The 22,039-nt window shown below is 47.6% G+C and carries 23 protein-coding genes; all 23 read left to right on the top strand.

All coding sequences use genetic code 11. The features are described from left to right. Nucleotides 1-10: 10 nt before the first annotated feature. The 23 genes from RF007C_RS03200 (at nt 11) to RF007C_RS03090 (ending at nt 21,891) form a co-directional block, all read left to right on the top strand. Nucleotides 11-706: a hypothetical protein gene (locus RF007C_RS03200; protein ID WP_152537135.1), complete on the top strand. Its 696-nt coding sequence runs from the start codon at nt 11-13 to the stop codon at nt 704-706. Beyond that, nucleotides 693-1,646, top strand: a complete 954-nt coding sequence (gene miaA, locus RF007C_RS03195; RefSeq protein ID WP_037297190.1) for a tRNA (adenosine(37)-N6)-dimethylallyltransferase MiaA — start codon at nt 693-695, stop codon at nt 1,644-1,646. The genes RF007C_RS03200 and miaA overlap by 14 nt, the downstream gene beginning before the upstream one ends. Before the next feature lie 94 nt (nt 1,647-1,740). Beyond that, the gene (hfq, locus tag RF007C_RS03190) at nt 1,741-1,980 is read left to right on the top strand and encodes an RNA chaperone Hfq (RefSeq protein WP_019679069.1); all 240 of its coding nucleotides are present in this window, start codon (nt 1,741-1,743) and stop codon (nt 1,978-1,980) included. Between the two features lie 11 nt (nt 1,981-1,991). Then, nucleotides 1,992-3,254 carry an HlyD family efflux transporter periplasmic adaptor subunit gene (locus tag RF007C_RS03185; protein ID WP_037297188.1) on the top strand — a complete coding sequence of 421 codons (1,263 nt, stop codon included), beginning with the start codon at nt 1,992-1,994 and terminating at the stop codon, nt 3,252-3,254. Then, on the top strand, nt 3,241-3,936 hold the full coding sequence (locus RF007C_RS03180) for a YggS family pyridoxal phosphate-dependent enzyme (RefSeq protein ID WP_037297186.1): 696 nt from the start codon (nt 3,241-3,243) through the stop codon (nt 3,934-3,936). Before RF007C_RS03185 ends, RF007C_RS03180 begins: the two co-directional genes overlap by 14 nt. 94 nt (nt 3,937-4,030) lie before the next feature. Then, a complete protein-coding gene (locus tag RF007C_RS03175) occupies nt 4,031-4,501 on the top strand; it encodes a cell division protein SepF (protein ID WP_019679072.1) in 471 nt (156 codons plus the stop codon). Continuing rightward, a complete protein-coding gene (locus RF007C_RS03170) occupies nt 4,501-5,259 on the top strand; it encodes an RNA-binding protein (RefSeq protein ID WP_037297184.1) in 759 nt (252 codons plus the stop codon). The genes RF007C_RS03175 and RF007C_RS03170 overlap by 1 nt, the downstream gene beginning before the upstream one ends. An 11-nt stretch (nt 5,260-5,270) precedes the next feature. Further along, a complete protein-coding gene (locus RF007C_RS03165) occupies nt 5,271-5,825 on the top strand; it encodes a DivIVA domain-containing protein (RefSeq protein WP_019679074.1) in 555 nt (184 codons plus the stop codon). Nucleotides 5,826-5,886: 61 nt separating this feature from the next. Beyond that, entirely contained in the window at nt 5,887-8,667 is a 2,781-nt protein-coding gene (gene ileS, locus RF007C_RS03160; protein ID WP_037297183.1) for an isoleucine--tRNA ligase, read from the top strand. Nucleotides 8,668-8,866: 199 nt separating this feature from the next. Further along, nucleotides 8,867-9,376 carry a signal peptidase II gene (gene lspA / locus RF007C_RS03155; RefSeq protein WP_019679075.1) on the top strand — a complete coding sequence of 170 codons (510 nt, stop codon included), beginning with the start codon at nt 8,867-8,869 and terminating at the stop codon, nt 9,374-9,376. Beyond that, on the top strand, nt 9,369-10,283 hold the full coding sequence (locus tag RF007C_RS03150) for an RluA family pseudouridine synthase (protein WP_051456494.1): 915 nt from the start codon (nt 9,369-9,371) through the stop codon (nt 10,281-10,283). Before lspA ends, RF007C_RS03150 begins: the two co-directional genes overlap by 8 nt. A 10-nt stretch (nt 10,284-10,293) precedes the next feature. Then, complete coding sequence (locus tag RF007C_RS03145; RefSeq protein WP_019679077.1) at nt 10,294-11,115, top strand: Cof-type HAD-IIB family hydrolase; 822 nt, start codon at nt 10,294-10,296, stop codon at nt 11,113-11,115. A gap of 4 nt (nt 11,116-11,119) precedes the next feature. Continuing rightward, nucleotides 11,120-11,443, top strand: a complete 324-nt coding sequence (locus RF007C_RS03140; RefSeq protein WP_037297181.1) for a hypothetical protein — start codon at nt 11,120-11,122, stop codon at nt 11,441-11,443. Between the two features lie 129 nt (nt 11,444-11,572). Beyond that, nucleotides 11,573-12,412, top strand: a complete 840-nt coding sequence (locus RF007C_RS03135; protein ID WP_019679079.1) for a transketolase — start codon at nt 11,573-11,575, stop codon at nt 12,410-12,412. 4 nt (nt 12,413-12,416) lie between these two features. Then, nucleotides 12,417-13,361, top strand: coding sequence for a transketolase family protein (locus RF007C_RS03130; protein WP_037297180.1), 945 nt, complete (start codon nt 12,417-12,419; stop codon nt 13,359-13,361). 162 nt (nt 13,362-13,523) lie between these two features. Next, nucleotides 13,524-14,171: a hypothetical protein gene (locus tag RF007C_RS03125; protein ID WP_019679081.1), complete on the top strand. Its 648-nt coding sequence runs from the start codon at nt 13,524-13,526 to the stop codon at nt 14,169-14,171. A gap of 103 nt (nt 14,172-14,274) precedes the next feature. Beyond that, nucleotides 14,275-14,556, top strand: coding sequence for a hypothetical protein (locus tag RF007C_RS03120; protein ID WP_037297178.1), 282 nt, complete (start codon nt 14,275-14,277; stop codon nt 14,554-14,556). 184 nt (nt 14,557-14,740) lie between these two features. After that, nucleotides 14,741-14,998, top strand: a complete 258-nt coding sequence (locus RF007C_RS03115; protein WP_019679083.1) for a hypothetical protein — start codon at nt 14,741-14,743, stop codon at nt 14,996-14,998. A 438-nt stretch (nt 14,999-15,436) separates the two neighbouring features. Beyond that, nucleotides 15,437-15,952 carry a 50S ribosomal protein L10 gene (rplJ, locus tag RF007C_RS03110; protein ID WP_019679084.1) on the top strand — a complete coding sequence of 172 codons (516 nt, stop codon included), beginning with the start codon at nt 15,437-15,439 and terminating at the stop codon, nt 15,950-15,952. 100 nt (nt 15,953-16,052) lie between these two features. Next, complete coding sequence (rplL, locus tag RF007C_RS03105; RefSeq protein WP_019679085.1) at nt 16,053-16,427, top strand: 50S ribosomal protein L7/L12; 375 nt, start codon at nt 16,053-16,055, stop codon at nt 16,425-16,427. 212 nt (nt 16,428-16,639) lie between these two features. Then, a complete protein-coding gene (locus tag RF007C_RS16275; RefSeq protein WP_019679086.1) occupies nt 16,640-17,383 on the top strand; it encodes a CAP domain-containing protein in 744 nt (247 codons plus the stop codon). 207 nt (nt 17,384-17,590) lie between these two features. After that, on the top strand, nt 17,591-18,775 hold the full coding sequence (locus RF007C_RS03095) for a leucine-rich repeat protein (RefSeq protein WP_037297172.1): 1,185 nt from the start codon (nt 17,591-17,593) through the stop codon (nt 18,773-18,775). Between the two features lie 146 nt (nt 18,776-18,921). Beyond that, complete coding sequence (locus tag RF007C_RS03090; protein ID WP_037297170.1) at nt 18,922-21,891, top strand: leucine-rich repeat protein; 2,970 nt, start codon at nt 18,922-18,924, stop codon at nt 21,889-21,891. Nucleotides 21,892-22,039: the final 148 nt, after the last annotated feature.

The raw sequence follows: 22,039 nt of genomic DNA, 5'->3' as shown, positions 1-22,039 counted from the left end.
AGGATATGGTTTGAAACGAGTACTAAATACTATTATTGTGCTGTTTTTTTCGGTTTTTATGTGTGTTTTCAGCAGTATGAACGCATTTGCATGGGATGCGGATACCACGCATCTTTATATTTGCTTCGGAGAAGTACCCGAAGGTACTGCTTTTGCAGATATACTGGTAAAAGAAGACTGGAAAAGGTATAAGGGCGAGGAAGACTGTATCCATGGATTTAACGGAAATCTGCTCGGACTTGACGGCAGCTGTGAGCTTGCAAAGTATAATAAGGACGGCTATTCCAGCCTGCTTCTGATGCATTCGGCCGTTATACTGGAAGAGTACGACTTGTCACAAGAATCCAAAAACAGGCATATGGTGCTCGGTCTGGAAACAACCGATAATATATTCGACCATTACCGCCATATAAAGGTGGCTTACTGCGATAAGGACGGAAAAATCCTCGGTATCACCAATGAGGTCAGGGTAAAAAGCGTACCCTTTGGCAAAGCTGCGTACACGATAAAAGCGGATGGCAGCAAACTGACTTGCGATGTGGATACGGGACCGCCGTTTTACTTGCTGATCCTGATACCCCTGGGAGCAATACTGCTGCTCCTCATTATGATAATATGTCTGGTAATAAGGATCATAAGGAAAAAACAGTCTGCAAATATGATAAAACGCATACAGTCGGGAGAAACTGACAATGAACGAAAATAATAAAAAGCCCTTTGTGCTTGCCGTGGTAGGTCCAACGGCTTCGGGCAAGACATGGCTGGGCGTTGAGCTTGCTAAAATCTACGGCGGAGAGGTCATCTCCGCCGATTCCATGCAGATATACAAGGGCATGGACATTGCCTCGGCGAAGCCCTCGGAAGCCGAAAAGCAGGGGATTCCCCATCACCTTATGGACTTCCTTGACAGGGACGTGAGCTTCAGTGCGGCGGACTATGTGAGCCTCGCCAATGAGAAGATACAGGAGATACTCTCCCGGGGCAAGCTTCCTATTATAGTAGGCGGCACGGGACTTTACATCGACTCGCTCCTTGAGAACGTAAAATTCTCCGAGGGGGGCAGCGATGAAGCATACCGCGGGGAGCTCTATGCCTTTGCAGGGGAGAACGGCAACGAAGCCCTCCACGCAAGGCTGGCGGAGCTTGATCCCGAGGCGGCAGAGGGCATACACCCCAATAATCTGGTGAGAGTAGTACGTGCTCTGGAGGTCTGCCATGTTACTGGCAGGAAATTCAGCGACCTCAAACGGGAGAGCAGGATGGTGGAAAGCCCTTATGATTCCCTTATCATAGGTCTGAACTTTGAGGACAGACAGAAGCTCTATGACCGTATCGACCTGCGTGTGGACGAAATGGTGAAGGCAGGACTTGTGGAGGAAGCTCGTCAGCTCTGGCTTGAAAGCGGCATGAAGACCGCTGCCAACGCCATAGGGTACAAGGAGCTTATCCCCTATTTCACGGGAGATGCGGAGCTTGAGGACTGCATTGCCGTTATAAAGCAGGAAACGCGCAGATATGCCAAACGTCAGCTCACATGGTTCAGAAGGAACGGCCGCATAGAGTGGATAATGGTGGATAGATTTAATAAAAAGAATGAAATATTAGAAAAATGCAAAAAAACTATAGCCAAGCACTTTAAAATGTGATATAATGTAGTGTGTGTATTTCTACGCGTGGTTTTTGACAAAACTTTTTACGCACAGATTTCTTCACACAAACAAATAAAAAAGGAGAATGTGTATGAACAAAACTATCAATCTGCAGGACGTGTTCCTCAATCAGTGCAGAAAAGACAAGATCATGGTAACTATCATTCTTACCAACGGCTTCCAGTTCAAGGGAATGGTAAGGGGCTTCGACAGCTATGTTGCAATATTTGACTGCGACGGCAAGCAGCAGCTCGTTTACAAGCACGCTATATCCACGATCATACCTGCGAGAGCAGTTTCTATCCTCGACGCTTCCGAAAAGAACGACTAAGGGTGGTCTGAATGGGATTTTCCAAGTCGGAAGGCGGCTTCATGGTAAAGCTCCTCAGGAACTTCGCCCTGGTGCTGCTTCTGATAGTATTTATCAGCATAGTTTATAATTTCCGCAACAAAGAGAGCGATACGGTCTCTGCGCTGACAGCCTCGGCAGTTTCCGCAAAGGAATACAAGGGCGTGTTCATCAGGGACGAGGAGATCCTCCTTTATTCGGGAAACGGCGCGCTCAGCTATAATGTATCCGACGGCGGCAAGGTCGGCAACGGCATCGTCATTGCGGAGGCTTATCCCGACGATGAGCAGCTGAGTATAAAGCGCGACAAGGCTAAGCTGGAAAAAGAGCTCAGTATCCTTCAGAAGATACAGAATCCGGGTACTCTCGAGTCGGCACAGCCCGCAAATCTGTCCGACAGCATCAACGAGAGCTACCGCAGTCTCATCTATTACAGGGATATGGGCAATTATCAAAAGCTCGGCGAAGTCAAGGACGATCTCCTTGTAGAGCTGAGTACATACCAGATCATTACCAATGAGGTACAGGATTTCAGTCAGAAAATATCCGATATAAAGTCAGAGATCGAAAAGCTCGATTCAAAGACCGTTGTCTCAAAGGAAAAGATCGTAGCGCCGCGTTCTGCGTATTTCGCCAGCTACTGCGACGGATACGAGGACAAGCTTACCACAGCAGGACTGGATACGCTTACTTCGGCCATGCTCAACGAGGTGGTGGACAAAAAGTCGACCGCTCCCAATGTGGTCGGAAAGCTTATTGAAGGCTACGGCTGGTATCTTGCCGTGGTCGCCGACAACTCCCGCAAGGAGTATGCCATCGGCGACAGTATAAGCCTGAGATTCGATTCCTACGCCGAGACATACCCTGCCGTGATCCACGATATCCGTGACGAGAAGGCGGACAGGAGCATAATCATCATCTTCTGCGATAAGTTCAGCTACGAGCTCGTTCAGCACAGAGCAGAGAACGTAGACCTCATAAAGGGCGAGTATACGGGACTGAAGGTGCCCCGTGAGGCTATACGCTTCAAGGACGTCACTGATACCTATACCGACGATAACGGCAATGAACAGACCAGGACATCTACCTGCAAGGGCGTATATATACGCAAGGGCGAGCAGGTGCTCTTCAAGAAGATAAAGGTCATATACGAGGGAAGTGATTACGTGCTCTCCGAGGATTCGGGAGATCCCGAGTATCTTGAGCTTTACGATGATATTATGATCGAGGGGGTCGATAAGGATGATGAACAGTAATGATCTCGCTTATATCGACGAGAATCTGCGCATAATAAGAGAGAGATGTGCCGAGGCGGCGGATAAGTACCGCAGTCCCGACGATAATATCCGTATAATGGCGGTCACCAAGACCGTTGCTCCCGAGGCTGTCAACCATGCCGTGGAGCTGGGGATAGATCTCCTCGGTGAGAACAGAGTGCAGGAGTACCTCTCAAAGGCGGACTTCTATGACAAGTCTGCGGAGGTGCAGTTCATAGGTCATTTACAGACAAATAAGGTAAAATATATCATAAACTCGGTAAGTATGATCCAGTCCGTGGACAGCCTGAAGCTGGGACAGGAGATAAGCCGCCTTGCCGTGAAGGACGGCAGGACTATGGATATCCTCTGCGAGGTGAATATCGGCGGGGAGGATTCCAAGAGCGGTATCGCTCCCTCAGAGCTGAAGGAGCTTATGGACGGTCTGTCAGAGCTGGAGGGAATAAGGATCAGAGGCCTTATGACCATACCTCCTCCTTCGGACAGCGACATATTCCTCGGACGCATGAAGGAGCTGTATGACAGTATATCCTCCGGGTACAAGGGACTGGATACGCTTTCCATGGGCATGACTCATGATTACGCCGAAGCAATAAGATACGGTTCAACACTGGTGCGCATAGGCACGGGACTGTTCGGCGCAAGAGACTATTCAAGGTAACTCACAGCGGAATGCTGAAAGTCAACACGGGATACTCCGCATTGATCCTGTGAAGAGATATAAAATATAAATAATGCGGAGAAGGAGTATTAAGATGAAACTTTTTGAGAACATTAAGGAATTTTTCTTTGCAGCAGAGGACGACGATTTTGACGCTGATGTTCCGGTTCGTCACGAGCGCGGCGAGCGCAGTTTTTCGCCTTCCGAGCAGGATGATGCTCCCGTAAACGAGAGCGCAGGCATCGGTACAGGCAGAAGAAACAAGGTCGTTAATATCCAGACAACAGCACAGCTTCAGGTAGTTCTCGTAAAGCCTTCTGCATTCACTGACGCAAAGCAGATCGCAGATCACCTTATTGCCAAGAAGACAGTCGTTCTCAACCTTGAGACAGCTTCTCCCGAGAATAAGAGAAGGATCATCGATTTCCTCGTAGGCGTTGCTTATGCAAACGGCGGAAGCCTCAAGCCGGTAGCTAATCTCACATATATCATTACTCCTTATAATGTGGGCTTTATCGGTGAAGATCTCGTAGGTGAGCTGGAGAATAACGGCGTATTCATCTGATGACGGATCAGTCTGATAAATTGTTTACCGCAAGACTTGCGGATTTGGTATCGCTCTGCGAAAGGGACGGCACATATGAGTTCTCCTCCTTTCTCGATGAGAGGCAGTGTGCTGACGCGGAGCAGTGGTGCAAGACAAATACAGGATCACTAAGATACAGATTATGGGGCGGATATGAGAATGCAAGACGAAGGATGCTTGCGGTCTATCCCGATTACTGTGAGGAATATGTGGAGGGGGATTACCCCTTTGTGTGCCTTACCTTTACCTATCGCAGGGAGGATAAGCTCACCCACAGGGATTTCCTCGGTACCTTTATGGGTATGCAGCTCAGGCGGGAGGTCATCGGCGACATAGTTGTCGGCGAGGGCATCGCACAGGCGTTTGTTACAGAGGTAGCGGCAAAGCTCATAACAACGACTGTTTCCAAGATCGGCAGAGTCGGTGTGAAAATTACCGACAGCAAGGCTTTTGAGCTCGAGGACGCTCAGAAGTTCATGGATATAAGCGGAACGGTCGCTTCTCTGCGGCTGGATTGTACAGTAGGGCTGGCGGCTCATCTCAGCCGCGAAAAGGCAGCTGTGCTGATACGCTCGGAAAAGGTGGACGTCAACCACCATACGGTCTCCTCTGTCTCCCACGAACTGAAGGAGGGCGATGTGCTCTCTGTGAGAGGCTGCGGAAGATTCATACTCTCCGGTATAAACGGCTCGACAAAGAAGGGCCGCATACACATAAATCTGAGAAAATATATTTAGAGGTGAATGAAATGATAACTTCAAAGGACGTCAGAAATAAAAGATTTGAAAAGGCAGCATTCGGATATAAGCAGGAAGAAATAGACGAATTCCTCAATCAGTTGGAGGCCGAGCTCGACGAAATGGAGCGCGAGCGTGCAGAGGCCAACAGCAAGATACAGGTGCTTGCCGATAAGGTAAGAGAATATATGAGAGATGAGGACGCTCTCAAGGACGCTCTCCTGGGCGCTCAGAAGCAGGGCCATCAGGTACTCAACGAGGCTAACGAGAAGGCCGAGCAGATCATCGCAGAGGCTCAGGCAAAGGCAGACGCTCTCGAGGATGAGGCTGTACGTCAGCACGCTGAGGCTATGGAGAAGAACCGCGAGGAGATCGCCAAGGAGAAGGAAGCTCTCATCGAAGCTCAGCAGCAGGTAGCAGACTTCAAGAAGAGCCTCTTCGATATGTACAAGAGCCACCTCGAGCTCATATCTTCAATGCCCGAGACCTTTGACGAGCCTTCGGACGACGACGCTCAGACAGCTGAAGAGATCGCTGCAGCCGTTGCTGCCGAAACAGAAGAATAATCAACAATTAAAAAGATCGAAAGGAGGATCCCTTAGGCCTTAGAACGGGGGATCAGATAGTATGGCACAGGATTATAACAGTACTCTTAATTTACCGCAGACAGAATTCCCCATGAGAGGAAATCTGCCTAAGAGAGAGCCCGATACTCTCAAAAAATGGGAAGATGAACGCCTCTATTACAAGATGATAGAGAAGAATAAGGGCAAGCCCTCTTATATTCTTCACGACGGACCTCCCTATGCCAACGGAGAGATCCATCTGGGTCACGCCCTCAATAAGTCCCTCAAGGACTTCATCGTAAAGTATAAGAATATGAGCGGTTTCTGTGCTCCATACGTTCCCGGCTGGGACACTCACGGCCTTCCTATCGAGCTGAAGGCTATGAAGGCCATAGGCGTTGAGAACGGTGCTATCCCTGCTGTTGATCTCAGAAAGCACTGCCGTGAATACGCTATGACACAGGTCGCTAACCAGATGAAGGGCTTCAAGAGACTGGGCTCACTGGGCGACTATGACTATCCTTACCTGACTCTCCGCCCCGAGTATGAGGCAAAGCAGGTTGAGGTATTCGGCTCAATGGTAAAGAAGGGCTATATGTACAAGGGCCTCAAGCCTGTTTACTGGTGCCCTGACTGTAATACAGCTCTGGCAGAGGCTGAGATCGAATACTCCAACGATCCATGTTATTCTATCTATGTCAAGTTCAACGTTACCGACGACAAGGGCATCTTCACAGGCCTCGGACTTGACCTTTCAAAGATATACTTCGTTATCTGGACAACAACCACATGGACTATCCCAGGCAACCTGGCTATATGCCTCGGTCCCGAGTACAACTACACTCTCGTTCACGTAGGCGATGAGTACTACGTAATGGCCGAGGAGCTTGTAAAGACTACTATGGAGATTGCCGGTATCACAGATTATACCACAGACCATATCTTCACAGGCGCAGAGCTTGAGGGCATGAAGACTAAGCACCCTCTCTATGACCGTCTCTCACCCATAATCGTAGGCGATCACGTTACTCTCGAAAGCGGTACGGGATGCGTACATACTGCTCCAGGTTACGGTGTAGAGGACTTTGAGGTGTGCAAGAAGTACGACGATATCGGTATCATCGTATGCGTTGACTCAAAGGGCAAGCAGACTGCTGAGGCAGGTGAGTTCGAGGGCATGGACACAGATCAGGCCAATAAGGCTATCGCTGCAAAGCTCACAGAGCTGGGCGCTATGCTGGCAACTCAGAAGATCGTCCACCAGTATCCTCACTGCTGGAGATGTAACAGTCCTATCATATACAGAGCTACCGAACAGTGGTTCTGCTCCGTAAACGGCTTCAAGGATGACGCTATCAAGGCTATCGAGTCTGTTCAGTGGATTCCTGAGTGGGGCGAGGACAGAATCAAGGGCATGGTACGCGACAGAAGCGACTGGTGTATTTCCCGTCAGAGAACATGGGGAGTTCCTATCCCTGTTGTTTACTGCAAGGACTGCGGCAAGCCTATCTGCAACGACGAGACTATCTCCGCTATCTCCGAGCTCTTCCGCAAGGAAGGCAGCGACGCATGGTGGATAAAGGATACAAGTGAGTTTATCCCCGCAAGCGTCAAGTGCGAATGCGGCTGCGGTGAGTTCACAAAGGAATACGACATCATGGACGTATGGTTCGACAGCGGTGTATCCCATACATCTGTTATGGAAGGAAAGGACTTCCCGAGTCTTACATGGCCTGCAGACCTCTATCTCGAGGGTGCTGACCAGTACAGAGGCTGGTTCCAGTCATCACTCCTTACATCTGTTGTATACAAGGGACAGTCTCCATATAAGGCTGTCTGCACCCACGGCTGGGTAGTTGACGGCGAGGGCAAGGCTATGCACAAGTCCCTCGGAAACGGTATCGATCCCAGTGAGATCACAGAGCAGTACGGTGCGGATATCCTCCGTCTGTGGGCAGCTTCTTCAGACTACCACAGCGATATACGTATATCCAAGCCTATCCTCAGCCAGCTTTCAGACGCTTACAAGAAGATAAGAAATACTGCTCGTTTCATCCTCGGAAACCTGGGCAACGGCGCTGGCTTCGATCCTGACAAGGACAGCGTAAACGACGATCAGCTCACAGAGCTGGATAAATGGGCTCTCATGAAGCTTGACAACCTCATCGACAAGATGAAGGAAGGCTATGACGCATTCGATTTCCATATCGCTCTTCACGCACTCCATAATTTCTGCGTAATCGATATGTCCAATTTCTACCTTGATATCATCAAGGACAGACTTTACTGCGAGAAGGAGGACTCTGTTCTCCGCCGCGCAGCTCAGACGGCAATGTATCGTATTCTCAGTGCGATAACAAGACTTGCCGCACCTATCATTTCATTCACAGCCGAGGAGATATGGCAGTTCATGCCTCATTCGGCAAGCGACGACAAGGAAAGTGTATTCCTCAACCAGATGCCCGAGAAATCAGGAATTGAATTTACTGATGACTTCATAGCTAAATGGTGGAATTTCCAGAACGTCAGAAACGCTGTAAATGCAGTTCTCGAAGTAAAGAGAAACGAAAAGTTTATCGGTAAATCTCTTGAAGCTAAGATCATCATACACCATGATGACGAGAGAATGTATAACAGTTTAAAGGATCATGCAGCTGAACTGAAGGATATCCTCATCGTTTCAGACGTTGAAGTAGTAAATGACCACTATGAAGGCGTATATGAAGTAGTCAAGGCAGAAGGCGAGAAGTGCGAGCGCTGCTGGTGCTTCAGCAAGTACGTCGGCACAAATCATACACATCCTACTCTCTGCGAGAGATGTGCTGTCGCAGTAGAAGCGTAATTATATTGAACTTCAAAAGAATTGACGTTCACTATAATAAATGATTAAAAGTGCCTCGCACATACGCAAACTAAAGCTTGCTTCGTGCGGATCGGCAAATAGCAAACGCTAAAAGTTTTTATCGTTTGCTATAATCTGTACTATATTGCCTGTCGGCTCATCTGGTCGGCAGGCAGTCTTATTGAAAGGATAAATCCACATGGCAATAATTCTCGGGGTGCTGATCGTCGTTCTTATTGCAGCGGATCAGCTCGTAAAATACTGGGCGATACATGAGCTCAAGCCTGTGGGAAGTATGGAGTTCATCCATATCGGGAGCCGTAAGATCATTGATCTAACCTACCTTGAGAACGACGGCGCAATCTTCGGCAGTATGTCGGGACAGCGCTGGTTCCTCATCGGCTTCACTTCCCTTGTGGTCATAGGCGGCATCATTCTGCTCTTTAAGGTATATCGCCGTTCAAAGCTCCTTGATGTAGCTCTTGCACTGTTCATCGCAGGCGGTATCGGCAACCTCATCGACCGCTTCAGATTTTCGTATGTAGTGGATATGTTCGAGGTGAAGCTCTTCCATTTTGCCATATTCAATGTAGCGGATATATGCGTTACAGTGGCCTTCGTGCTCCTTCTCTGGTATGCTCTCTTCATTGACCCCAAGCTGGAAAAGAAGAAAAAAGCCGAGGCGGCAAAGGCAGAAGAAAATGAATGAGCAGGTGATACTCACGGCTTCGGACGATGACGCGGGAAGCCGTATCGACAAGTATATTTCGGACAATATTGCTGAGCTTACGCGCTCGGCAGTACAGGGACTTATAGAAAAGGGACTCGTGCTGGTGGGCGGCAGGGCAGTAAGCAAGAACTGCAAGCTGAAGGCAGGAGATCAGATTACTGTGGAAATACCCGAGCCTCAGCATATGGACGCTGTTCCCGAGGAGATACCCCTGGACATCGTCTATGAGGACGACGACCTTCTCGTTGTGAACAAGCCAAAGGGCATGGTGGTCCATCCTGCTCACGGTAATTATACGGGCACCCTCGTGAACGCTCTCCTTCATCACTGCGGAGACAGCCTTTCGGGCATAAACGGAGTCATCCGTCCGGGTATCGTTCACCGCATAGACAAGAACACCAGCGGACTTCTCATAGTGGCAAAAAACGATGCCTCACACCTGAAGCTTGCCGAGCAGATAAAGGCTCACAGCTTCACCCGTGAGTACGAGGCGGTTGCCTGCGGCTATTTCAAGGAGACCGAGGGAACTGTGGACGCTCCTATCGGACGGCATAGGACAGACCGCAAGAAAATGTGCGTAACTTCCGAAAATTCGCGCAATGCGGTGACTCATTACAGCGTCATAAAGCAGTACGGCGGCTACGCTCATGTGAGGCTTCGGCTGGAAACCGGACGTACTCATCAGATACGTGTCCACCTGAGCTATATTGGCCATCCCGTCCTTGGAGACGACGTCTACGGAAAGCCATACAAAGGCCTCGAGGGACAGTGCCTCCATGCACGCAGGATAGGCTTTATCCACCCCTCAACAGGTGAGTATATGGAATTCACCAGCGAGCTCCCCGATTACTTCAGGTCGGTGCTGGCAAAGCTTGAAAAAATGTAGGAGTGATACTTTGTTTGAAGATATATCGAGAGTTGTGCTGCTCAGTGACATGGACGGCACCCTCCTCAACAGCCGTAAGGAAATAACCCCTGCGGACAGGGAAGCCATTGAACGCTTTACTGCGCTGGGAGGAAGGTTTACGGTGGCTACGGGGCGGACTATCCAGTCCTTTGACCAGTTCCGCAGCATAATCGGGCTGAAATACCCTATAATAATGTACAACGGCGCGGCTATCCATGATTATATCAGCGGAGAGACGCTCTACACCCACCCTCTTACCCTCAGGGCAAAGGAATACACAGCGGAGCTTCTGGAGCTCATGCCCTGTGCAGGCGGAGAGGTGCTGAAGACCGAGGGCACCTACGTTTTCAGCAATACCGATTATCAGCAGCTGCATACCAGGCTCTGCGGCATAATCCCAAATTATGCGGAGCTTGCCGACATCGAGGACGGCGGCTGGCTAAAGGTGCTTTTCTCACTTGCTCCCGAGGACGTGGAGCATATGCAGCTCCTTGTAAGGAAGCTAAACTATGAGGACGTGGATTTCGTAAAGTCCTCGGAAATATTTCTTGAAATGCTCCCTCAGGGCGTGAGCAAGGGCTCGGCTCTGGCGGAATACCGCAAACTGAAAGGCATGGAGGGCTGCACCTTCGTGTCCGTCGGCGACTTCGACAACGATATAGAGATGATAGTCGAAGCTGATGTGGGAGCCTGCCCTGCCAATGCGGAGGACTCCGTAAAATCAAAGGCAGATCTCGTGCTCTCACGCACCAATGACGAGGGCGCAGTTGCGGAACTTATAGACTATATAATCGAAAGGTGCAAAATGTAGAACAATGAAAAAGAAGGCGGCAATAAGTATTTATGTCATCGAAGTCATTGTGGCTCTGGGACTTCTTGCGCTGCTCGTATACAGCAGCGTCAGCGGAGAAAGCACGTACGACACGGCTAACTTCACTGTGAGCGATATCGCAAGGTTAGGCCTTGCGGCATGGACTCTTCCCATATGGGGAGCATCGCTCTTTCTTATGAAGGCTTTAAGACTCAAGGGAACTCTTCACGAGAAGCAGAACAAAATGCTGATCTCATTCCCCGCAATAGTCTGCACGGGTTTCTTCATATTCTATATCATAGTATTCATCATGATGATGTTCAGATGATAGTGAGCAAGAAAAGTCTTGCAATGAGGCGTTTTTTGCGCTATAATTATGTATGTGCATATGCACTGGATATTCTCGGTTTCAGGTAAATCGCGGCATGAGCCGTCAAATAAAATCATGGAGGTCAATATGGACGCAAAGCTTAAAAAGGAATTGCAGAAAACAGCCTGCAAAGTCAGAATGGGCGTTATCGAAGGAACCTATAACGCTAAGTCGGGACACCCCGGCGGTTCGCTCTCTATAAGCGATACCCTTACTTATCTCTATTTCAACAAGATGAACAACGATCCCAAGAACCCCGACGCTCCCGAGAGAGACCGTCTCGTTCTCTCAAAAGGACATACTGCTCCCGCACTCTACTCGGTACTGGCTCAGAAGGGCTATTTCTCAGTAGATGAGCTCAAGTCGCTCCGTCACATCGGCGCTCTCCTTCAGGGACATCCCTGTATCCATATCCCCGGTGTTGATATGTCAAGCGGATCTCTCGGACAGGGCATCTCCGCAGCCTGCGGTATGGCTCTGGCAGGAAAAATAGACGGCAAGTCATACAAGGTATACGCTATCCTCGGCGACGGCGAGATCGAGGAAGGTCAGGTATGGGAGGCTGCTATGTTCGCAGCTCACAAGAAGCTGACAAACCTTGTTGCTATCGTTGACAACAACGGTCTCCAGATCGACGGACCTATCAGCGAGGTATGTTCTCCCGAGCCTATCACAGATAAGTTCGCAGCATTCGGCTGGCACGTTATCACTATGGACGCTCATGACTTCGACGACATCGACAGAGCCTTCACAGAGGCTGAGTCCGTAAAGGACAAGCCCGTGGCTATCATCCAGAAGTCAACAAAGGGCAAGGGCGTTTCATTCATGGAAAATCAGGTAGGCTGGCACGGCACAGCTCCCAACAAGGAGCAGTACGACCAGGCTATGGCAGAGCTTAATGCGCAGTTAAAGGAATTGGAGGACTAATATCATGGCAGATGTAATCAAAAAGGCTACCAGAGAAAGCTACGGCGAGGCTCTCAAGGAGCTGGCAGAGGAGTACAAGGACCTGATAGTTCTCGATGCTGACCTTGCTGCTGCTACAAAGACAGGCATTTTCAAGAAGGCTTATCCCGACCGTTTCTTCGACTGCGGTATCGCTGAGGCTAATATGATGGGCGTTGCAGCAGGTCTTGCTGCCTGCGGAAAGATCCCCTTTGCAAGCACCTTCGCTATGTTCGCTGCCGGAAGAGCTTTCGAGATCGTAAGAAACTCTATCGGCTATCCCCACCTCAATGTTAAGATAGGCGCTACACACGCAGGTATCTCAGTTGGTGAGGACGGCGCTACACATCAGTGCAATGAGGATATCGCTCTTATGAGAACTATCCCCGGCATGACTATCATCAACCCCTGCGACGATGTTGAGGCCAAGGCTGCCGTAAAGGCTGCTCTCGACTTCAACGGCCCTGTATATATGCGTTTCGGCAGACTTGCTGTGCCAGTTATCAACGACGCTGCAAGCTATAAGTTCGAGCTTGGCAAGGGCGTTGTAATGAAGGACGGTAAGGACGTTACCATCGTTGCAACAGGTCTTATGGTAAACGAGGCTGTTGAGGCTGCAAAGACTCTCGAGGCTGAGGGCATCTCTGCAAGAGTTGTCAATATCCACACTATCAAGCCCCTGGATAAGGAGCTCATCTGCAAGTGTGCCAAGGAGACAGGTCTTATCGTTACTGCTGAGGAGCACAGCATCATCGGCGGACTCGGTTCTGCTGTTGCTGAGGCTGTTACAGAGTGCTGTCCTGTTCCCGTTGTAAAGATCGGTGTCAACGACGAGTTCGGACACTCCGGTCCTGCCGTTGACCTGCTCAAGGAGTTCGGCCTCTCGGCTGAGAACATCGTAAAGACAGTAAAGGCTGCTCTCAAGAAGTAATGATGAAAATATAATATGTGATCTCAAGGACGCACTATGTGCGTCCTTTTTCATCTTTTTGCACAAAATTACCAGTTGTTATTGACAAGTGATCTATATTGATGTATTATATAAACATAACATCAGCAGCTGAAGGCTGTATTTTATTAGGGGGAATACATTATGAAAAAAATGTCACTGGCAGGACCTCTGTTCGTAGCATTCATCTTTATTCTGCTGCTGCCGGCAGCGCTCGTCTTCCTTTCACTCAACGCTATGACACCGCCCGACGGCGGAACTCTGACGGACTGCGTTGTTACACAATATGTCCGGGTAGGCAAGCAGGCCACTGTCAATGTGGATTACGTCAACAGCGCGGGTAAGACCATAAACGCCAACATCTCCAACGGTGTCGGCAGCAAGTCTGCCTTTGTCGGTCAGCATATCGACTGCTATGTCTACGACAGCAATCCTTTTGAAGTTTACAGAAAGCCCGATCCGCTTGAGGGCAAGCTGCTGTATATCGGGGCAGGCCTGTCGGCTCTCTTAGGTATAATAATCGTTGCGCTGCTTCTTAAAAAGCGCAGCAAGCAGGGCTTCCTTATAAAGAACGGTCAGCTGGCTCAGGGCGTTATCACCGATATGGTCGTAAAGCAGGACAGCTCGGGCTTTACTAATTATATATGCGACTACACCTTTACAGACAGCAGCGGACAGGTCCATATGGGCAAGCATACATTCATGAACAAGCGCGTGAGCGTCGGAAATACTTTTCCCGTGTACTATGCTTCCAAAGGAGGTAAAATAATCTCGGATATTGCGGAGGAATAAATCATAATACGTCTTTCTGCGAAATTGACGGATATGTTAAATCGTTGTATGATTATAACTGGGTTCGGCCGATCTCAGAATTTTAAAAAAGGACGTGAAAAAAATGAAACAATTCATCAGACTAATCATCAGACCACTCTCATCCATCACCCTTGCCGCTGTTCTAATCGGCGCAGGAAACGCCCTTATCTCATCATCGCAGACACTTAAGGGGGATAACCTTACGGCTCATGCTGCTTTTTTCTGCGGTGAGGGGAATCACAAGTACAAGTATTCATACAGCAATTCCTATGAGCGCGGCGGCTGGATATTCTGCTACGACGTCTATACCTGCTCAAAGTGCCATACGACAAATCAGTACCTGAGAGAAGTACACCACAGATAATACCTATGAAACGGAGCTGTAAAAGGCTCCGTTTTTTATGCTCCTCCCCAAAGGGGACAGAAGGACTATGTCGCCTCTTTACGTAAAAAACAGCAATTTATACCTTGACAAACGCCTTGAAAAGTTGTATGATAAATTTGAGATCGGCCGACCTCAAAAATATTATGTAAAGGACGTAACAATCATGAAAAAACTTATCACAAAAGTCTCAGCTATCGCTATGGCAGCACTTCTTCTCGGCACAGGAACAGCACTTACAAAGACCATTTCTCCCAAGTCGGATAATGTTCTTACCGCTCATGCAAAATTCTGCAGCGGTTCACACGACTATCATTACTCATACAGCTATTCCTTCAAGCAGAACGGAACTGTATATTGCTATGATGTGTATGTTTGCAGCAGATGCGGAACAAGAAACCCGAGACTGGTAGCAAGATATTAATTATAACAGACATCTACAGAAGCGGAGCTGAAAAGGCTCCGTTTTTTTATGCCCTTTCATAAGGGGGACAAAATGAGCGCTTTTTCAACGGAAAACCATTGAATTTCAGAAGATAGATTTTTATATTCCCCATTTTGTACAGATACGGATGCTGCTCTTTGTGGGATATAACAAAAAAGCTCCCGTGAAAAAGCTGAAGACATATATGAGTTTTTTTTCGGAAAATGCTTGACAAAGGGATTTTTATGTGGTATAATAATCAAGCTGTGAAAACAGTACATATCGTATTCTAAAGACAGCAGGCAGAGCTCAGGCTCAGTAAGTCCCGCCGAGGAATAGCAATTGATAGAGTTATCATTGTCCATTCTGCGCTGTCGGAATGGGTTTTTTATTGCTCTCTGAATACGATCATAATTCATTCGGAGGTGAATACACACTATGCCAAGCAATGCAGTACTCGAAGCAAAGAAGGCTAAGGTCGAGAAGCTCACCGAGATCATCAAGAACTCCGTTTCAGGCGTTCTCGTTGACTACAAGGGTATCACCGTTGAGGAGGATACCAAGCTCAGAAAGGAGCTTCGTGAGGCTAACGTCAACTACTTCGTAGAGAAGAACACCATGCTTCTCCGTGCTTTCAAGGAATGCGGTATCGAGGGCTTTGAAGAGGCTCTCAACGGAACAACTGCTCTCGCTGTTTCCAACGACGATCAGACTGCTCCCGCAAGAATCCTCGGTAAGTTCGCTGAGAAGGCAGGCGATGACAAGTTCAATCTCAAGGCAGGTTATGTTGAAGGTGAGGTCTACGATCAGGCAGGAGTTGTTGCTCTTTCCAAGATCCCTTCAAAGGATACCCTTCTTGCTCAGCTCGTTGGCTCTCTGCAGGGTCCCCTTCAGAAGCTGGCAGCTACACTCAACGCTGTTGCAGACAAGAAGAAGGAAGAGGAAGCTGCTTAATTGCTGCCTGAACCTTCACTGCATATTTGCGGAGACAAGCTCCGCAGCTTAAATCCAACCGCCCATAAGGGCAAATATTATTAAAAAGGAGATTATTATCATGGCTTCTGAGAAGATCACAAAATTTGTTGAAGATATCAAGACTCTTTCCGTTCTCGAGCTTTCTGAGCTCGTTGACGCTATCCAGGAGGAATTCGGCGTAACAGCTGCTATCGCTGCTGCTCCTGCTGCCGGCGGTGCTGCTGGCGGCGCTGCTGCTGCTAAGACAGAGTTCGACGTAATCCTTGCTTCCTTCGGTGACGCTAAGATGGCTGTTATCAAGGTTGCTAAGGAAGTTCTCGGTCTTGGCCTTAAGGAGGCTAAGGAAGTAGTTGAGGCTGCTCCTAAGGCTATCAAGGAAGGCGTTTCCGAGGCTGAGGCTAACGAGCTCAAGGCTAAGTTTGAAGAGGCTGGCGCTACAATCGAGATCAAGTAATTTTAACTTGTCTTATCATAGGGGCTGTACCTTTGGGTATGGCCCCTTTGTTTATTGTGTTCAGCAGTTTTACCGCTGATTGTGGAAAATGTTGTATTTTGAATTCAATTGTTGACTTATACAGTTTATTATGCTATAATCTTCTCAGAATATGACTTTGCTTTCGTTTCGTTATCGGTTCAGCTGACGTTTTTTGTATCGGAGGTAATACTATGAATAAGATATTTACTGCAATATGCGGAGCTTTTGTTGCTGCTGCCTGTATTCCCTGCGGAGCTTCTGCTGCCAGTACAGAGATGGTACTTTCACCAGTTTCGGACAATAACGTGGGAGCTGTGAATACAGCAGGCTATAACGTGGAGGTCATCAGGCTCGTCAATAAGGAAAGGACAAGCAGGGGAATGACAGAACTGAAGCTTATCCCCAAGCTCAACAGAGCTGCGGAGATACGCGCAAAGGAGATCGCAAGATCATTTTCACATACCCGTCCCGACGGCAGAAGCTCTCTGACTGCCTGTGAGGATGAGGGGCTGGAATGGAGCGCTTTCGGTGAGAATATCGCTATGGGTTATACTTCTCCAAAGGCTGTGGTGGACGGCTGGATGAATTCAGCAGACCACAGGAAGAATATCCTCAACGAACAATACCGCTATCTGGGGGTGGGCGTTGTTGAGTCCGGTGGAAGCCTTTACTGGTCCCAGGCGTTTTACAGTACATATGTGACCGTTACAGATTCTTATACTGTAAATGAGTACGGCGATGTGAACAGGGACGGCAAAGCCGACGCTGTGGACGCTTCTATGGTGCTGGCGGAGTATGCTGCCGTTACAGCTCACAGGTCCTCAACCCTGAATCAGGCACAGAAGGCAAGAGGCGACCTCAACGGAGACAGCAAGCTCGATTCCGTGGACGCTTCGCAGATACTTGCTTACTACGCTAAAAATTCTACAAGATGATCGTTTATCCTCAGCGGGCGGACTCAGTCAGCTGCCCTCAGAGGTAAAAGTGGGTTACCGAGTCCGAAAATATGGGCTCGGTAATTTTATGCCATGATTACGCGGGAGCTCCTCTCGTCTGCTCTTTTTTTATGTTGCAATCGTGACGGGTTTCTGTTATAATAAAGTTGGTAAAATGGGATAGATCATTCTATGAAGGAGGTCATTATGAAATTCAACAGATCAATATCGGCAGCTTTGGCTTTAACCTTCTGCTTCTTATCGGGAACACCATCCATGCAGGCAGGGGATAACCGCGTTTCGGCTGCTGAGGCTACAAGTTTGACTATCAACGGCATGACATTTGAGATAGGTGACGATTCCGCAGTGCTGACAGCAGCTGACGAGTCTCTTTCGGGGGCTGTTATCATTCCGTCCGAGGTTGCGGGCAAAACAGTTACCGAGATAGGCGATTCGGTTTTCTCGGGCAACAAGGGTATAACATCAGTGGATATCGGCGAGGGCGTTCAGGTCATTGATCCCTGTGCTTTCTGGGACTGCACCTACCTTGAAAGCGTTAAGCTCCCTTCTACACTTACTACGATAGAGGAAAGCGCCTTTGAGGATACTGGACTTACGGACGTTATCGTCCCCGCAAGCGTGGAGTATATCGGTATGACGGCGTTCAAGCTGAAATACAACATCTCCAATATAACCAGCAGAAAAAAGCTTACCGTAACTGTACTCAATCCCGAGTGCGAGCTGGAGATGATGTGCTTCGCTGTAAATACCATCATCGCAGGCTATGAGGACTCTACGGCTCAGAGCTTTGCTTCGGCTTACGGCTATACCTTCAAGGTAATAGATGAGTCTGTACTTGTGACTACAACGACTACTGCTCCGCCTGTTACGACAACTTCTGTTGCGGAGGAGACGACCACATCAACTACTTCCACTACCACTACTACCACCACAACAACTACTACCACGACTAAGCAGAAGACTACCACTACAACGACAACTAAAACAACAACTTCGACAACAACTACTACTTCTACTACTACAACAAAACCCAAAACGACTACAACCTCTACCGCAACAAAGCCCAAAACGACTACAACTTCAACCACAACAAAACCAAAGACTACCACAACCTCAACTACCACAGTTCCTGAGGTAAAGGTCAACCCGGGTGACTCAAACTGCGACGGCAATGTTGATCTGGCAGATGCCATACTCATAATGCAGGCTCTGGCTAATCCCAACAAGTACGGCGTGGGTGGAACAGCTGATAAGCCGCTCACAGAACAGGGCAAGCTCAACGGCGACGTGGACAAGGACGTTGTTGGTCTTACTGCCAATGACGCCCTGAAGATACAGGAGTACCTTATCGGAAGGGTGAATAAGCTCTGATATAACTATGATGCACCATATATAACATATGGTGCATTTTTTAACTAATTCAAATAAAATAATTGAATAAAGGAAAGGGGGAGATTATAATATAGTTGCCTGATCAGGTAAACTATATAGGAATTATTGTTAAAAGGAGGATCATTATGAAGATCAAAAAAATCATTGCAGCAATTATGGCACTTACTATCGTTGGGGTAAATTACGGTAGTTCACACTATGGACTTTCTGAAGGCAGCTATGCTTATGCGGCTGAATCGGAGACCAAGGAAACTGTCGTTATTGACGGCCTGGAATATGAAGTCGTTGACGGCGGATATGCTCTTGATGTCAGATCAATACGGGATAATTTACAGCCCGAGGACGGTGTATATGTGATCCCTGATGAAGCAGACGGAATCCCCGTTGTTGCTCTTACAGGAAGGTGGTATGGCGGCGGTTCAGTTAAGCTTGGCAAGAACATTAAGTCTATTGGCGAGATATGTTTCAATCATGGATTAGATGAGATAGAGCTTAATGACGCTCTTGAAAGTATAGGCGATCAGGCTTTTCAGGGATCAAATATAAAAGAGATAAAATTCGGACCTAATGTAAAATATATTGGCAGAGATTGTTTTATGGGCTGTAATGAGCTTGAAAAGGTCGAATTTGAAGAGTCTGATGATCCCGAAAGGGAACTGGTGATTGGAGTAGCTGCTTTTGAAGGCTGTAAAAACATTAAGGAGCTTAAGCTTTGTAATGGTATAAAGAAGATACCCGCAATGTGTTTTAAAGATGCATCAATAACATCTCTTGTTCTTCCTGACAGTGTTGAAAGCATTGGAGACAGGGCTTTTGATAGATGTACGGAACTGAAGGAGCTGAAATGCGGTAAGGGACTGAAGGAAATAGGAGGAAATGCTTTCAGCGTTTCTCCTTTTGAAAGTATTGAGTTTAATGAGGGGCTTACTTATATATATGACGGGGCTTTCTCGCAAGCTGAAATCAATGATATAAAGCTGCCGGAATCTCTGGAATATATCGGTAGTCTTGCTTTACGTGTGGTGCATGGTGATATAGTTATCCCGGCAAATGTGGTATACTTGGCTAATGGTAATTTTCAGGGATCTGACAAGGAAAAGGATACCCTTACTATTCTGAATCCGGAGTGCATAATAGAACCACACGATTTAGGAGTTAAAGAAATTAGAGGATATAAGGGCTCAACAGCAGAAAAACAATTTGGCAGCAATCTTTTGAACTATCGTAAATTTGTAGCTCTTGAGGGTGAGTGGCCGGAATCATACAAAAAGCCATATGTTCAGGATGGTATGCAATATGTATTATCCGGCATAGAAGCTTTTTATTGCGGTACTACGTCAGATTTCAAGGGAGGCGATGTTGTTATCCCTGATGAGGTAGAGGGCCGCCCTGTAGACAAGCTTTTATCAGATCTCCCCAGTAAAGGAGTAAGATCTATTACTATAGGTAAGAACATAAAAGAATTAGGCAGCAGTAAGTTTGAAGGATTTGATGAACTTGAAAAGATCGTTTTTAAAGAAGGACTTGAAAGGTTTACTATTAATGCTATAAATGATACATATCTTAGCAGCTTTGATCTGCCTGCAAGCGTAAATTATGTTTATTTTTGCTGTGATGAAAAAGGAGCTATAAGCGTTACGATACGCAATCCAGAAGCATCAATAGAAAATTATTGGGAAAGTGATTATATCGACTGTATAAGAGGATATAAGGACAGTACTGCGGAGAAGTTCGCTGCTGAAAACAATATAACATTTATTGATATAGAAGCAGAAGAGGCTAATACTCCCGCAGAGGATATTGTTGTTGACGACTGCCTCTATAAGGCTGTTACAGGCGGTTACAGCTTTGCAAGCTTCCCTGATGATGTTAACGAGCTGGTGATACCTGATGAGGTAAACGTCTATCCTGTAATTGCAGTTGATGACAATGTAAGCATGAGATCTGCCGACAGGGAAAAGCTTGTTTCGGTAAAGTTCGGCAAGAATATAAAAACTGTCGGTAAAGCTGCTTTCAGGGCTTTTGAAAAGCTTGAAACCGTTGAGTTTAATGATGGACTTAAAGAAGTAAAAGATGACGCATTCTACGGAACTCTCCTGCGCGAGGTAATACTGCCGAAGAGCGTCTCGAGAGTCGGAAAAGGCGCTTTTTACTCCATGAATAAAGCGGCTCACAGAGGAAATGTTGCTGTATACAACCGTAACTGCATACTGGCAGAGGAAAGCATCAAAAATATGACGGTGGCGGGCTACAGGGGCTCTACTGCCGAGAAATATGCAGAAAATGCAAAACTCACATTCTTTGACTTTGAGGATAAGACAACTCCTCATATCAGCTATCTTGCGGACGGTATGTGGTATGAGCCTGTTCAGGGCGGATATGCCGTAAGAGGACTTCCTGAGGACTTGACTGAGCTAATTATCCCTGACGAGGTAAACGGCTATGCTGTTATCGCAGTAATAGATGATATGTATGCACAATCAGGTCATAATGCCGACCTCATTTCTGTAAAGCTGGGCAAGAATGTAACTTATATCGGAAAAAGAGCTTTCCAGGGCTGCAAAAATATCAAAACTCTGGAGCTCAATGATAAGCTGGAAATTGTTGGAGAGCTCGCTTTCTGTGACTCAGCTGATATCGAATCCGAGTTGGTGTTCCCCGAGACTGTTAAGAGCATTGGCAGCAGGGCATTCAGTTTCAGCGGCCATGTACCCGGTGCAACTATACTCAACCCTGACTGCGAAATGGGAGAAAAGTGCATATATGGAACTGAGATCGTAGGCTATAAGGGCTCTACGGCTGAGAAATATGCAGAGGAAAACAAGTACTACTTCCGCGCACTGGAGGGAACTCCCGTGAGCAAAAAGGCAGGCGATACCAACGGTGACGGCAATGTTGATCTGGCAGATGCCATACTCATAATGCAGGCTCTGGCTAATCCCAACAAGTACGGCGTGGGTGGAACAGCTGATAAGCCGCTCACAGAACAGGGCAAGCTCAACGGCGACGTGGACAAGGACGTTGTTGGTCTTACTGCCAATGACGCTCTGAAGATACAGGAGTATCTTATCGGAAGGGTTGAGTCGCTGGGATAACAGCAGCGAAAAAATAATATAAATCCATAAAGAAAAGCCATAGTGTTTCCGATACAGTTTCGGGAATGCTATGGCTTTGTTTTTTCTCTGTGAGCAGGATGCTTATATTGCGTTATTTTGCAATAGCTGAAGCTAAGTTGCATTTTTT

Source organism: Ruminococcus flavefaciens 007c (assembly GCF_000571935.1).
In the GTDB taxonomy this organism is placed as follows: Bacteria; Bacillota; Clostridia; order Oscillospirales; family Ruminococcaceae; genus Ruminococcus; species Ruminococcus flavefaciens_F.
This window is presented reverse-complemented; position numbering and strand designations above follow the sequence as displayed.

What these genes read in the sequence shown, in the direction of transcription:
- miaA (WP_037297190.1), top strand. Translation starts at nt 693, where the DNA reads ATGAACGAAAATAATAAAAAGCCCTTTGTGCTTGCCGTGGTAGGTCCA.
- hfq (WP_019679069.1), top strand. Translation starts at nt 1,741, where the DNA reads ATGAACAAAACTATCAATCTGCAGGACGTGTTCCTCAATCAGTGCAGA.
- RF007C_RS03185 (WP_037297188.1), top strand. Translation starts at nt 1,992, where the DNA reads ATGGGATTTTCCAAGTCGGAAGGCGGCTTCATGGTAAAGCTCCTCAGG.
- RF007C_RS03180 (WP_037297186.1), top strand. Translation starts at nt 3,241, where the DNA reads ATGATGAACAGTAATGATCTCGCTTATATCGACGAGAATCTGCGCATA.
- RF007C_RS03175 (WP_019679072.1), top strand. Translation starts at nt 4,031, where the DNA reads ATGAAACTTTTTGAGAACATTAAGGAATTTTTCTTTGCAGCAGAGGAC.
- RF007C_RS03170 (WP_037297184.1), top strand. Translation starts at nt 4,501, where the DNA reads ATGACGGATCAGTCTGATAAATTGTTTACCGCAAGACTTGCGGATTTG.
- RF007C_RS03165 (WP_019679074.1), top strand. Translation starts at nt 5,271, where the DNA reads ATGATAACTTCAAAGGACGTCAGAAATAAAAGATTTGAAAAGGCAGCA.
- ileS (WP_037297183.1), top strand. Translation starts at nt 5,887, where the DNA reads ATGGCACAGGATTATAACAGTACTCTTAATTTACCGCAGACAGAATTC.
- lspA (WP_019679075.1), top strand. Translation starts at nt 8,867, where the DNA reads ATGGCAATAATTCTCGGGGTGCTGATCGTCGTTCTTATTGCAGCGGAT.
- RF007C_RS03150 (WP_051456494.1), top strand. Translation starts at nt 9,369, where the DNA reads ATGAATGAGCAGGTGATACTCACGGCTTCGGACGATGACGCGGGAAGC.
- RF007C_RS03140 (WP_037297181.1), top strand. Translation starts at nt 11,120, where the DNA reads ATGAAAAAGAAGGCGGCAATAAGTATTTATGTCATCGAAGTCATTGTG.
- RF007C_RS03135 (WP_019679079.1), top strand. Translation starts at nt 11,573, where the DNA reads ATGGACGCAAAGCTTAAAAAGGAATTGCAGAAAACAGCCTGCAAAGTC.
- RF007C_RS03130 (WP_037297180.1), top strand. Translation starts at nt 12,417, where the DNA reads ATGGCAGATGTAATCAAAAAGGCTACCAGAGAAAGCTACGGCGAGGCT.
- RF007C_RS03125 (WP_019679081.1), top strand. Translation starts at nt 13,524, where the DNA reads ATGAAAAAAATGTCACTGGCAGGACCTCTGTTCGTAGCATTCATCTTT.
- RF007C_RS03120 (WP_037297178.1), top strand. Translation starts at nt 14,275, where the DNA reads ATGAAACAATTCATCAGACTAATCATCAGACCACTCTCATCCATCACC.
- RF007C_RS03115 (WP_019679083.1), top strand. Translation starts at nt 14,741, where the DNA reads ATGAAAAAACTTATCACAAAAGTCTCAGCTATCGCTATGGCAGCACTT.
- rplJ (WP_019679084.1), top strand. Translation starts at nt 15,437, where the DNA reads ATGCCAAGCAATGCAGTACTCGAAGCAAAGAAGGCTAAGGTCGAGAAG.
- rplL (WP_019679085.1), top strand. Translation starts at nt 16,053, where the DNA reads ATGGCTTCTGAGAAGATCACAAAATTTGTTGAAGATATCAAGACTCTT.
- RF007C_RS16275 (WP_019679086.1), top strand. Translation starts at nt 16,640, where the DNA reads ATGAATAAGATATTTACTGCAATATGCGGAGCTTTTGTTGCTGCTGCC.
- RF007C_RS03095 (WP_037297172.1), top strand. Translation starts at nt 17,591, where the DNA reads ATGAAATTCAACAGATCAATATCGGCAGCTTTGGCTTTAACCTTCTGC.
- RF007C_RS03090 (WP_037297170.1), top strand. Translation starts at nt 18,922, where the DNA reads ATGAAGATCAAAAAAATCATTGCAGCAATTATGGCACTTACTATCGTT.